This is a genomic window from Actinoplanes philippinensis (assembly GCF_900113015.1).
In the GTDB taxonomy this organism is placed as follows: domain Bacteria; phylum Actinomycetota; class Actinomycetes; order Mycobacteriales; family Micromonosporaceae; genus Actinoplanes; species Actinoplanes philippinensis.
In genome coordinates this window covers 10660-23026 of record NZ_FONV01000038.1, presented here as the reverse complement: position 1 = coordinate 23026, position 12367 = coordinate 10660, and the positions used below count along the sequence as shown (strand labels likewise).

11 protein-coding genes are annotated in these 12367 nt (G+C 70.6%); 7 read left to right on the top strand and 4 right to left on the bottom strand.

Features of this window, described 5'->3' with window-relative positions; genetic code table 11:
- Positions 1-36 precede the first annotated feature (36 nt).
- On the top strand, positions 37-1221 hold the full coding sequence (locus BM290_RS46115; RefSeq protein ID WP_177320191.1) for an outer membrane protein assembly factor BamB family protein: 1185 nt from the start codon (positions 37-39) through the stop codon (positions 1219-1221).
- A 124-nt stretch (positions 1222-1345) separates the two neighbouring features.
- Here the strand turns inward: BM290_RS46115 and BM290_RS46110 are convergent, their stop codons facing one another.
- A complete protein-coding gene (locus BM290_RS46110; RefSeq protein WP_093622360.1) occupies positions 1346-1942 on the bottom strand; it encodes a TetR/AcrR family transcriptional regulator in 597 nt (198 codons plus the stop codon).
- A gap of 118 nt (positions 1943-2060) precedes the next feature.
- Here BM290_RS46110 and BM290_RS46105 point away from each other — a divergent pair, with 118 nt between their 5' ends.
- Positions 2061-2738: an O-methyltransferase gene (locus BM290_RS46105; protein ID WP_093622359.1), complete on the top strand. Its 678-nt coding sequence runs from the start codon at positions 2061-2063 to the stop codon at positions 2736-2738.
- A 79-nt stretch (positions 2739-2817) separates the two neighbouring features.
- On the opposite strand, the gene BM290_RS46100 is transcribed toward BM290_RS46105, so the two are convergent.
- Both BM290_RS46100 and BM290_RS46095 read right to left on the bottom strand, forming a co-directional pair.
- Positions 2818-3489: an ABC transporter ATP-binding protein gene (locus BM290_RS46100; protein WP_239143422.1), complete on the bottom strand. Its 672-nt coding sequence runs from the start codon at positions 3487-3489 to the stop codon at positions 2818-2820.
- Positions 3486-3875, bottom strand: coding sequence for an ABC transporter substrate-binding protein (locus BM290_RS46095; protein WP_239143421.1), 390 nt, complete (start codon positions 3873-3875; stop codon positions 3486-3488). Before BM290_RS46095 ends, BM290_RS46100 begins: the two co-directional genes overlap by 4 nt.
- Before the next feature lie 130 nt (positions 3876-4005).
- Between BM290_RS46095 and BM290_RS46090 the strand changes: the two genes are divergently transcribed.
- Entirely contained in the window at positions 4006-4815 is an 810-nt protein-coding gene (locus BM290_RS46090; RefSeq protein ID WP_093622358.1) for a DUF6461 domain-containing protein, read from the top strand.
- A 27-nt stretch (positions 4816-4842) separates the two neighbouring features.
- Here the strand turns inward: BM290_RS46090 and BM290_RS46085 are convergent, their stop codons facing one another.
- The gene (locus BM290_RS46085; protein ID WP_093622357.1) at positions 4843-5499 is read right to left on the bottom strand and encodes a hypothetical protein; all 657 of its coding nucleotides are present in this window, start codon (positions 5497-5499) and stop codon (positions 4843-4845) included.
- Between the two features lie 113 nt (positions 5500-5612).
- On the opposite strand from BM290_RS46085, the gene BM290_RS46080 reads away from it, so the two are divergent.
- Genes BM290_RS46080 through BM290_RS46065 form a run of 4 tightly spaced genes read left to right on the top strand, consistent with a single transcriptional unit; the run spans position 5613 to position 12307 of the window.
- Positions 5613-7109, top strand: a complete 1497-nt coding sequence (locus BM290_RS46080; RefSeq protein ID WP_093622356.1) for a DUF3375 domain-containing protein — start codon at positions 5613-5615, stop codon at positions 7107-7109.
- A complete protein-coding gene (locus BM290_RS46075) occupies positions 7102-7764 on the top strand; it encodes a DUF4194 domain-containing protein (protein WP_093622374.1) in 663 nt (220 codons plus the stop codon). Before BM290_RS46080 ends, BM290_RS46075 begins: the two co-directional genes overlap by 8 nt.
- A gap of 2 nt (positions 7765-7766) precedes the next feature.
- Complete coding sequence (locus BM290_RS46070) at positions 7767-11105, top strand: ATP-binding protein (RefSeq protein WP_239143423.1); 3339 nt, start codon at positions 7767-7769, stop codon at positions 11103-11105.
- Positions 11102-12307, top strand: a complete 1206-nt coding sequence (locus BM290_RS46065) for a Wadjet anti-phage system protein JetD domain-containing protein (protein WP_093622354.1) — start codon at positions 11102-11104, stop codon at positions 12305-12307. The genes BM290_RS46070 and BM290_RS46065 overlap by 4 nt, the downstream gene beginning before the upstream one ends.
- Positions 12308-12367 lie beyond the last annotated feature (60 nt).

Sequence of the window (12367 nt, the reverse complement as noted above, 5' to 3'; positions counted from 1 at the left end):
AAGCGGGGACCTGTGCTGCTCGGCTCGGTATCGGTAGTGACTGCGGCGCTGCTGGTCGGCTGCGGCGAGAGCGGGGGCGGTGATCCGTCCCCGCCGCCTCCCGCGGCGAGCGTCGCGCCCAGCGTGGCGCCGGTGCCCACCGGGCCGCCGGCCGGGGTGGAGGCCGAGGCGGTCACCCGCGGCTCCGGGCACGCCCTGCTCACCGAGGACTCCGTCATCAGCCTGGCCTTCGGCGGTGGCGACAACTGCTGGCTGACCGCGCAGAAACTGGCCGCCCCGGACACCCCGGCGTGGAAGGTCAAGCAGGTGGACGGGCTGGCCCTGGGCTGCGCCGGGTCGCCGGCCCTGTCCGGCTCGACGGTCCTGCTGCCGTACGGGAAGGCCACCCCAGGCGCCGGCATCGAGGCCGGCGGCGCCGAGAAGGGCGTTCTCGCTCTCAACCTGGACGGCACCCACCGCTGGCACACCGCGGTCGCCGAGGTGAACACCGTGCTCGGCGCCGATGACAGCTTCGTCCTCGCCGTCGACAAGCGGAACTCCCTGCCGGGCTCGTCCGAGAAACACACCACCGCGGTGCTCGACGTGACCACCGGCAAGGTGCTCTGGTCGAAACCCGGGCTGCGGCCGGTCGGCCTCGACAACGGCATCGTGATCGTGACCGACGAGAAGATCGACAAGGTGACGGCCCTGGACGCGGCCACCGGCGACGAGCGCTGGTCCAGCCCGATGTACGCCCGTGGCTCCGTCGGCCTGACCGGTGCCGGCGTGGTCGCCGTGCCGATCCCGGCCAACCCCGGCGACATCACCAGCTACGACGCGAAGGTCGAACTCCGCGACGCCGGGACCGGCACGGTGCTGCACACCGAACCGAAGGCCGCGGCGTTCCCGGCCTGCGTCTCCGACGGTGAGACCGCGGTCGTCTGCGAGGTGCGCGGCGGGGGCAAGGAGGCGAACACCATTTTCGCGTACGACCTGAGCGCCAAGAAGGGCAGTTGGAGCCTGCCGCCGGCGCAGGTGAAGGAGGCCGGCGTCACGGTGCGCTCGATGGTGCGGGGGCGGGTCTTCGTCTGGACGACGACGCAGGGCGCGCTGGTCGACGCCGTTACCGGCAAGCAGGTGGCGCATACACTGCCGGCTGCTCCGACCCTGGTGCGCGGCGCCTATGGCGTGGAGAACGACGCGGACGCCAAGTCGTTCTCGGTTCACCGGCTGACCTACTGAGCCGTCGCCGTCCGGGACATCCGATCGTGATCGCCGTCCGGCCGGCGCGCCAGGCGGCGATCGCGGTGCCGACACGGCGAGGCTCGTCCCGATCGCGAACCGCGGGAGTCCGGCGAAGGTCGTGTCAGCGCAGGGTGCCGGCGATCAGCGCGTCGACGAAAGCGGTGGGGATGGGCGCGCCGGTGAGAGCGCGGTAGAAGATCGGGCCGCACAGGGCGTCCAGGGTGGCGTCGGGGTCGAGTGCCGTACGGAATTCGTCCGCCTCGATCCCGGATCGGATCAGGTCCCGTTCCTGGCTGCGTCGTGGTTCGAGGTAACGCTCCTGGAGACGGCGTGCCGTCTCCGGGTCGTGCTGGGCCTCGCCGAGCAGCGCCAGCAGCACCTTTCCGGCGGGCTCGCGCTCCAGGAAATCGGCGAGACCATGGAGGTATTCGCTCAGGCGCCGGCGGGCGGGGCCCTCCTGCGGCACCGGCAGCTGGTGGCCGGCGTCCTCGACCAGGGTGTCCATGAGGATGTCGACCTTCGACGGCCACCATCGATAGATGGTCTGCTTGGCGACGCCCGCGCGGGCGGCGATCGCCTCGATGGTGAGGCCGGAGAAGCTGCGCTCCACCAGCAGATCGTCGGCCGCGTTCAGGACGGCGAGCCGCGCGTTCTGGTCCCGGCGGTGCGGCGCCCGTCCCTTCGGGGTACGCGGAGGGCGGGTGTCGTCGCTTGTCATGGCGGACTCGATGATAGCGCCGCGCCGGCTGCCTCCTTCGCCAGGCCTTGTCTCGTCGTGAGGTCTTGATTCATGGTGAAGCCTTGGCGAGACGCAACGTTGTGTCTACGATCGGCGCATGACAATCCTGACCGCAGCCCCCTTGGCTCCTCTGCTCGAGCGCCTCTTCGCCGAGGCGCAGGACACCAACGCGGCGCCGGAGTGGCGCGACGCGTGGAATCAGCTCCCCCCGGAGGAGCGCACGCGTGTCATGACCAGCGCGGACGAGGCCGACTACCGCAGCTTCTACGGCCTCGCCAAGGACGTCTACCTCGCCGTCTCCCCGGAGACCGCCCGCCTGCTGTACATGCTGGTCCGCGCGAGTGGCGCCCACTCGATCGTCGAATTCGGCACCTCCTTCGGCATCTCCACGCTGCACCTGGCGGCCGGGCTCCGGGACAACGGCGGCGGCCGGATCATCACCACCGAGTTCGAACCCTCGAAAGTGGTCCGCGCGCGGAAGAACTTCACCGCCGGCGAACTCGCGGACCTCATCGAACTCCGCGAGGGCGACGCGCTACGGACGCTGGCGCGGGACCTGCCCGCCCCGATCGACCTCGTCCTGCTCGACGGCGCCAAGGCCCTCTACCCGGCGGTGCTGGCCTTGCTCGAACCCCACCTGCGGCCCGGCGCCATGGTCGTCGCGGACAACGCCGACCACTGCCCGGACTATCTGAAGCGTGTCCGCGCCCCGGAGAGCGGCTACCTCTCCGTGCCCTTCGGTGAGGACGTCGAAGTCTCCCTACGCGTCGGATAGCCGGTGGCCCGAGGACGGGTGTCCGGGATCGCGTCGAAACGTGGACCCCGGACACCCGCTCGGCCGCGGGTGCGGATGTCTAGGTCCAGATGGCGGCCCGGGTCCGGTTGTCGTCGGCGAGCCGGTCGGGGCGGTGCTGGTCGGCGTCGCAGTAGCGGGCGGCCAGGTTCAGGTCGTGCAGCACCACGATCGAGCAGGTGCCGAGTCCACGGACCAGGCGCAGGATCTCGTGCTGGTACCGGATGTCGAGGTGGTTGGTGGGTTCGTCGAGCAGCAGGTGGGTGGCCTCCTGCGCCAGCGCGCGGGCGATCAGCACCCGCTGGCGCTCCCCACCGGACAGTCCGGCGAACCGGCGCGCGGCGAGGTGGGCGGCGCCGACCCGGGACAGGCAGCGCGCGGCCACCTCGTGATCGGTCGCTCCGGCGCGCTGAAACGTGGACAGGTGCGGGCCGCGGCCCAGCAGCACCATCTCGGCCACGGTCAGCGCTGTCTCGCCGGTGGTCTCCTGCACCAAGACGGCCATCCGGCGGGCCGACTCGCGTGGGGACAGCGACGCCAGGGTGTCGCCGTCGACGGTGACCCGGCCGGTGGGGCTGCGCAGCGCGCCGTGGAGCAGCCGCAGCAGGGTGGTCTTGCCGCTGCCGTTCGGGCCGATCAGCCCCAGCACCCGGCCGGGGCGGGCGACCACGCCCACCCCGTCGACGACCGGGTTGGCGCCGTATCGCCAGGAGACGGCATCGGCCTCGATCACGCCGGCGCCTGGAACCGGGTGACGATCTTCTCCAGACCGTCGACGGACAGCGGGGACGGCGGCTCGGTGAAGTTGAACAGTTGCGGCAGCACATTGCCGCTCGCGACGGCCTTGAGCTTCTCGGTGCCGGGCAGGCTGGTGACGGCCTGCTCGACGGCCTTCGGGTCGCCGTCGGAGTAGAGCAGGATCAGCACGTCCGGGTTACGGCCGAGCAATTCCTCCAGGGTGACCTCGAAGACACGTTCCTTGCTCTCGGCGAACACGTTGGTGAACCCGGCGGCCTCCAGCTGAGGGTGCGCCATGCTCGTCGACCCGTAGGCGTAGGTCACGCCGCCGCCGACCGTGGGGTAGAGGACCGCGGCGGTGCGCTTGTCACCCGTACCCACCAAGGATTTGAGATGAGCCGGCGGATCAGGACGAGAAGGAAGGGGGCGCCCAGCAGGGAGGTGATGATGCCGATCGGGATCTCCTGGGGTCTTCGCTGATCTCGACCAGTGAGGCGGGCATGATCATCCCGTGAAGGCATCTCCTGATGACTACCTGTGGTTCAGCGAGGATTACCCGCTCGGCCTCAACTTCTGCGCGACGCTGGTGCGCGCCCTCACTCCCGACGAGGTGATCGCCGTGCTCGGGGGCGCCGAAGCTGTCGGCATCACGGGCGCTCACCGGCTCGACGGCGCCGCTGAGCAGGTCGGTTACCCCGATCGCATCGACGAGGACGGGGTATTCAATGCTGACCTCGACACCGGGCTCGACTTCATCGCGGCTGCCGATGTCGGTGGGTGGACGTTGATCGTCGAGCCGAATGGTTTCCGGTGCTCGACCGAGCAATCCGCCCGGCTGCTGTCCTCGAACGGCGAGCTGGTGTCGTTCTACTTCAACGAGAACACCGACCCGGTCCTGCGGTGGGCCCGCAACGGCGACACCTTGGTGACGTTCGATCCGTCAGGGGGAGCCGGATGGCGGGAAGGCAGCGAGCCGGACCGGTTGGTGCCGGTGCTGGAAACGCTCGGCTTCGACCTGAGTACCGAAGAGATCGATCCCGGCGATCCACGCTGGCATTACGACGAGCAGTGGCAGGCGCGGACCTTGGCGTTGATGCAGCACCTGACGGGCGTACGGATCAGTCCTGAAATCCTGGAGAACGCCAATTTCCGGTGCGCCGCGGTACCTGATGCGCACACGCTGGCCTGGATGCGCGCCAATCCCGACCGGATCGGGCCGCTGACGGTGGAGGAACTGGCGGTGCAGGCGCGTGACCGGTTGAGTGCTTATGCCGCCGATCCGGACCGTCATGAGGACGACGAGTGGGACACGGGGGAGTAGCAGCCACGCCGGGCCCGTGCCGGATGGTCACAGGCCGAGCGAGGCCACGACCTGAGCAGCGAGGTCGTCCTCGCTCATCGCCGGGTCGACCCGGATGACCGGCAGACCCGACCCGGTCGCCGTCGCGTCGACGCGTTCGGTGAACATCCCGTCGCGTTCCAGCAGATTGCGCAGCGCGCGTTCGGGGTTGCTGGTCCGGCCGGCGATCTGCCACAACCCACCCCGGCTCTCCAGCGCCGCCCGGCGGAAAGCGGGAGTCGGGAGCAGCCAGACGGCGTGGCGAGGATCGGCCAGCAACGGTGCGACCAGTTCCGGCAGGAGGCGGAAACCTTCCGCGATGACGCCGCGATCGGCGGGCAGCGCCAGGAGGTCCTCGACGATGAGGCCGAACGCCTCACCGCGGTACCAGTGGAACTCCTCCAGCATGGTCCGCGGTGTCCCGGTCACCCACCGCTCGTCCATGTCCCTGGCCATGAACTGCTGCAGATACGGCGTGTCCTCCGGCGCGCTTCGCCGGGCATGATCGCCCATCACGTCGTCGGTCGCGTAGAGAGTGAAGCCGTGACGCTGCGCGAGGCGGGCTGCGATCGTGGACTTGCCGGCGCCGCTGCCGCCACCGATCCAGTAGACGTGCGCGAGCCGGTCCCGTAGGGCAGAAGGCGATCGCGGCGATGCGGCATCCACCGGAGGAAGTGTAGAGGCGGACCTGCGCGCCACGGTATCGGGCCGCCGCGCCCACGCCGGCCGCGGCCCCATGGCCGATCGGCCGCACACGCTGCGCCGTAGGCTGTGCGGTGATGGCTACACGAGGGGTTGAAGGTGCTTACCAGGGAGCGCTTCGGGCGTTTCAGAATCCGATGCTCGCCCTGCTTCACCAGACGCACGCGCCGTTCGTGGTGACAGTGCTGGCGATGGTCTTCACCGCGCAGCGGCCGGCGGTCGCGGTGGCGGATGCGCACGCGGAGATCAACGACGCGCTCGATCAGCTGCGGTCCGCGGGCTACGGCGAGGAGGACAGTCAGCCGCTGCCCGCCGGCAGCGCGCGTGATCTGTGCCGGCAGTGGGTGCAGGCGGGCTGGCTGGTGCGGCAGGTGTCCGACGACGACGTGGAGGTCTACCGGCTGTCGGCGTACGGCGTCGGCGCGCTCGAGGTCGCCGGGCGGGTCGGCGGAGCACGCACGAGAGTGTCGGAGTCGCGGGTCAGGACGTTGCTGGAGGCGATCGAGCGACTCGCGCAGGATGCCGACCCGGACCTGATGTCGCGGATGGTGCGTCTGCACGAGGAGATCCAGCAGCGGCAGAAGGAGCTGACCCGGCTGGAGAAGGGCGGGGCCGTCGAGACCGCCGACGAGGAGCAGCTGCTCGAGGCGGCCGAGAACGTGTTGCACCTGGCGCGCGAGCTGCCCGCGGATTTCGCTCGCGTGGCCGAGTCGATCAAGGCGATTCAGCGGGACGTCGTCGCGGAGCTGCGCCATGACGTACGGCCGACCGGTGAGGTCTTGCGGGAGTATCTCGCGCGTGGCCAGCGGATCCTGGACGCGACACCGGAGGGCCGTGCGTTCGCGGGCGCGTTGCGCCTGATCGGGGACCCGGCGCAGATCGACGTCCTGTGGGGTCAGCTGCGGACCGTGCTGCGGCACCGGTTCACCGAGTTGCTGCCGCAGCAGCAGCGCCGCGAGCTGACCGAGATCTCGCGGCGCATCGAGCAGGGCGTGCGGGAGGTGCTGGCCGCGCAGCGCCAGGCTTCGCATGTCATCACCACGCAGGTCCGCAACCACGACCCGATGCGGGACCGGCAGGTCGACGAGCTGTTGCGGGATGTGATGTCGGGCCTGCACAAGTGGGTTCCCGGCTCGCGTCGCGGTGAGGTCGTCGATCCGCTGCGCCGTCTGCCGGTGGCCGACGTGGGGCATCTGCGTCAGCGGATGAGCGACCCGCGGCCGCCGCAGCCGCCCGCGCCGCTGCACGACTGGGACGAGACCGACGATGTCACGGCCGCCGACACGCGGGCGTGGGGCGGTCCCCGGTATGCCGAGTTGCGTACCCACCTGGCGGATTTCGCGGGCGCGGAGCCGACCGTCGACGTGGTGGCCGCCTTCCGTGCGGCGGGCGAGGAGCTGCAGCGTCCGGTCGATCTGCTCGGCCTGCTGGAGCTCGCCCACGGCGCCGGGATGACGGAGACGGCCGAGATCACGGTGGTCGACACGGTGCGACCGGACCGGACCAGGAGACGGTTCGCTCTCGGCGGTGTGGTGGCGGCGAATCCGCAGGGCAGGAGTGGTGGCGATGAGTGAGCCGGACGACGACTGGTCGGCGGGGGTGACGGCCGGATTCATCGATCCGGTCTCGATGGAGGACGATCCGGCCGAGCTGTTCGCCGGCGACGCGGGCACGCTGGACGCCGATGTACGCCGGGTGCTGGTCCAGTTGTTGCGGCGTAAGTTCCTGCTCGCCGAGAAGAACCCGGCGCAGTGGCGCACGCTGCTGGAGAACCAGCAGATCATCGAGTCGCGGATGCACGACCTGTTCGTGCGCCTCGTCGTCGACCACGACCGCGGCGTCGCCTACAAACAGCAGGTGCGGTCGGTCGAGCTGGACGTGCCGATCCTGCTCAAGGACGACCCGTACAACCGGGCCGAGACGCTGGTCCTGGTACACCTGCGGACCGTCTTCCAACGCGAACGCGGTACGGGCGAGACGTCCGCGCGGGTGGACATCGAGGAGCTGGAGCAGACCGTGCTGACCTACTTCGACCCGTACGACCACAACCTGGCCCGGCGGCAGCAGGAGGTCCGCAACGCGGTGCAGCGGCTGGCCGGCGAGGGTCTGCTCGCCGAGGAGTCCACCGGCCGGTATCGGATCACCCCGATGGTGGAAGTGGTGTTGAGCAGGGAGAAACTCGCCGAGTTGAACGAGTGGCTGCGCGACCGGAACGAGGCCACGGCGTGAGCATGATCGACACGCTGTTCGGGCTGGTGCCGGCGGCGTCGCGTAATCAGCAATGGGTGGCGCGGGACCTGCAACTGGTCAACTGGGGTGGCTACGACGGCTACCACCACCTGCGGCTCGCCCCCGGCGCGACGCTGCTCAGCGGCGGTTCCGGGTCGGGCAAGTCGACGCTGATGGACTCCTACATCGCGTTGCTCATGCCGCACACCACGCCCTTCAACGGCGCCTCGAACGGGGGAGTGGTCGGCCGGCCCCGGGGCAAGGACCAGCGCAACATCCTCTCCTATGCCCGCGGCAAGCTCGACGAGTCACGTACCGACGGCGAGACGACGCAGCGGGTGCTGCGCGGCGACGGCCGCGACACCTGGTCGGCCATCGCGATGACCTGGGTGGACCACACCGGCGCCGCGTTCACCGCGCTGCGCGCCTGGTATGTGCCGTCGGCGGCACGCACCCTCGACGACGTCGTCGCGGTCCGTGCCACCTGCGACCACGCCTATCAGCTGCGCACGCTGGAGGGCCCGGCGAGCCGGAAACTCGCCCGCGCCGAGGTCGTGGCCACCGGCCTGACCTGGAGCGAAACCGACCGCGACTTCACCGCGCGCCTGCACACCACGCTCGGCATCGGCGCCGCCGGCGACGGCAACAAGGCGGTGGCGCTGCTGGGCCGGATCCAGGCCGGCCAGCAGATCACCACTGTCGACGCCCTCTACAAGACGATGGTCCTGGAGGAGCCGTCGACGCTGGCCACCGCCGACGCGGTCGTCCAGCAGTTCGACGAGCTGTCCGGCACCCGCGTCCGGATGATCACCGCCCGCCAGCAGGTGAAGGCCCTGACCCCGATCCGCGACCACCGGCGCACCATCGACGACGCGGTGGACCGGCTGCAGTCGATCGACGAGATCGGATCCTTCACCGACCGGACGTCGCCCGCGGCGCTGTGGCGTCACGAACGCCGCCTCGACCTGCTGCGTGCGGCCGAGGCCGACCTGGACCAGCGGCACCGCCGCGCCCGCGACGAACTCGCCGAGACCGAGGCCCTGGTCCTCGCGGCCGAGGGCCGGCGTGACACGGTGGCCGACGCGATCCGCGCGTCCGGCGGTGACCGGATGGACACCGCACAACGCGAGATCCGTGTCGTGGAACAGCGGCTCGGCGACGTCGAACGCAACCGCGAACGGCTGGACCGGGCGCTCGCCACGATCGGCGCCACCGTGACCACCGGTGACGAGTTCGCGGCACTGGTCGAGACGGCGCACCGCAGCCTCGGCGACGTCGACGCCCGAAAGACCGCGCAGACCGCGTACGCCGAGGCCGTCGCGCAGAAGAGCGACGCCGACCGCGAGCTGAAGCGGCTGCGCGCCGAACACGACGCGGTCAAGACCCGCCGGGGCAACATCCCGACCGAGCTGCACGTGGCCCGCGCGAAACTCGCCGAGGCCGCCGGTCTCACCCCCGACGACCTGCCGTTCGTCGGCGAGCTGATCGAGGTACGCACGGAGTTCGAGCCGTGGCGTGAGGCGTTCAACCTGGCGCTCGGCGGTTTCGCCACGCGCATGCTGATCGACATCGGCCGGCTGAACACGTTCCGCGAAGCCATCAACGCGGTCCCGACCGCCCGGCGCGTCCAGTTCGAAGGCGTGCGTACCGGGCTGCGCGACGAGGTCGGCCTCGACGCCAACACCCTGCCCGGCCGGCTCGACTACCGGCCGTCGCCGTTCACCGCCTGGCTCAAGAGTGAACTCGCCCGCCGGTTCGCGTACGTCTGCGTCGACACGCCCCGGCTGCTGCCGCAGTACTCCAAGGCGCTCACCATCACCGGCCAGACCTCCGAAGGCGGCCGGGGCGCCCACGGCGGGCAGGGCCGGGCCAACGTGCTCGGCTTCACCAACACCCGGATGCTCGCCGACCTCGACAACCGGATCAGCGACACCCGCCGGCGCCTCGACGACGCCACCGCGCAAGCGTCGCAGCAGGAGAAGAACCTCAACTCGGTCGAGGAGCGGCGTACGGCGTACCAGACGGTGACCGAGCTGTCCTGGGATCAGGTGGACGTCGACGCGGTCCGGGCCGAACAGCGACGCTGGACCCGGATCATCGACGAGATCCGCGCCGGCAATCCCGAGATCGACCAGCTTCAGCACCAATGGGACGGCCTCAAGCAGCAGGTCAGAGAGTTGACCGAGCGTGTCGGCCGGCAGAAGGAGACAGTGAAGGCGCTCGGCGAGACGTGGGCGTCGACCGTCGACGAGGTGGACAGCGCCCAGCGGGCACTCGACGTGGCCGCCGATGCGGGCGCCGACCTCAGCGCCGAGCACCGCGAGTACCTGGAGACCCTCTTCGACAGCGACCCCGGCAGCGCCACGGCGGCGGACGTGCTCGCCCGGTTCGACGCGGCGGTCCGAGGCGCCACCGAACGGCTGCGTGCTGAGCGGCAAGCCGCCACCGACGCGATCGGCCGGTCCCGCAAGGCCCTGCACGACACGTTCTCGACGTTCCTCGAACGCTGGCCGAACCCGAACCTCGGCGACGACCCGGACGCCTCCTACCGCGACTTCGACCACCTGCTCACCGACCTGGAGACCAGCGGCCTGCACGAGCTGGAAACCGAATGGCGCGACAGTCTGCTCAACCTCTCCGGCAACGACCTGACCGGCCTGGACAGCGAGCTCGCCGCGGCCGTACGCGAGATCCGCGACCGTATCGACCCGGTCAACCGGATCCTCGCCGCGCTGCCGTTCGCCGACGACGACCACCGGCTGCGCATCGACCCGCAGGAGAGCCACTCGACAGCGCGTGCCCGGTTCCGCAAGGAGCTGCGTGACGTACGGGCCGTCATCGACCAGGCGGCGACCGACGACGAACGCGAACGCGCGTATCACCGGATGTCCAAGGTGATCGACCGCATCCGCCGTACCGCGCCCGATTTCGCCGACCTCGTCGACGTGCGTAACCACGTCCGGATCAGCGCGGAGAAGATCGACCTCGACGGTACGCACGTGGCCGTGTACGACCACATCGGCGAGAAGTCCGGCGGCGAGTCGCAGGAGCTGGTCGCCTTCATCGTCGGGGCCGCCCTGCGGTACCAGCTGGGCGACGCGGGGGCCGTACGCCCGCGTTATGCCCCTGTTTTTCTCGACGAGGCGCTGATCAAGGCCGATGCGCATTTCACCGGCCGTGCCATCGGCGCGTGGCGGGGACTGGGTTTCCAGCTGATCATCGGCGCCCCGAACGACAAGCACAGCGCGATCGAACCGCACGTGGACGCCGAATACCTGATCCTCAAGAACGCCCACGGCCGATCCTGGGCCAAGCCCCTGGTGGGGGTCGCCGACGCATGAGCCCGCTCGTCAGCCCACCGGACGCCGTCGCCGCCCTGCGCCGCAAGCTCGCACAGAAGTGGCCGCATGCGGTGTGCGCGGAGCACGTGTTCACCGTTCCGCTGCGCCCGGGAGTGACCAACGGCCCGGCCGTCCAGCGGCTCGGGTACCCCACCTGGCACCAGTGGCACATGCAGTGGCGCGACTTCTGCGGCCAGCTGCCCGGCGGTGTCGAGGTCGTCCGCAAGCCGGTGACCGTCCGAGGGGTCACCGGGGACTATCCGGCCGTGCTCCGGGCCGACCTGGACGGCGCCGTCGCCCTCGCCGACGGCGCCGGGATCGTCGACATCACCCGCGCCCGTGCGCTGGCGTCGAACCTGCGAGCCGCCGGAGCGGCGCTCACCCCGGCCCTGCTGAAAGCCGCCTACGCGCTGCGCGACAACGACACGGAGGTCCTGGTCAGCGCGGTGAACTGGCTGCGCGAGCACCCCGACGCCGGTGACTGGACGCTGCGGCAGCTCCCGGTGCCCGGCATGCACACCAAATGGCTGGACAACCACGGCGCGCTGCTGCGCGACGTCGCCGGACGCGACGTCCGCGACGAGGTCCGCCCGCGGCTCACCGTCATCCACCTGACCTACGTCGATCCGGGGTACGCCGCGACGGGCCGGCGCCGGCACGACGCCTGGACCACCGGCGACGTCCACGACATCGCCTACCGGCCGCGTGTCGTCCTCGTCGTCGAGAACCGCGACTGCCGCCTCTGGTTCCCGCCGGTCAGCGACACGATCGTGGTCGAGGGAGGTGGCAAGGCCGCCGCCGCCCTGCTCGCCGACGTGCCCTGGCTGCGTGCCGCGGAACACGTCCTCTACTGGGGCGACATCGACGCCGACGGCTACGCGATCCTCGACCACTTCCGCGCCGCCCTGGCCCGGCCCGCACCGGACGGCGCACCGGCCAAGCACGTCGCCTCCATCCTGATGGACGCGACCGACCTGCACCGATACTCGGCGCACGGCGTCAACCACGACAAGGCGGGCCGGCCGCTCAAGCCGTCGTCGGAGCCGCTGCCGCACCTGACCGAGGCCGAGACGATCGGCTACCACACCATCGCGACCGCGGGCCCCACCCCGTTCCGCCGCATCGAGCAGGAAGCCATTCCGCTCACCGACGCCGCCACCCGTCTCCTGCGGATCGTGGACGACGACGATCCCCCCGGATGATCGAGGTGCAGCCTCCAGCCGTTGCACACAGCAGCGGCCGGCGCGCATCGCGCCGGCCGC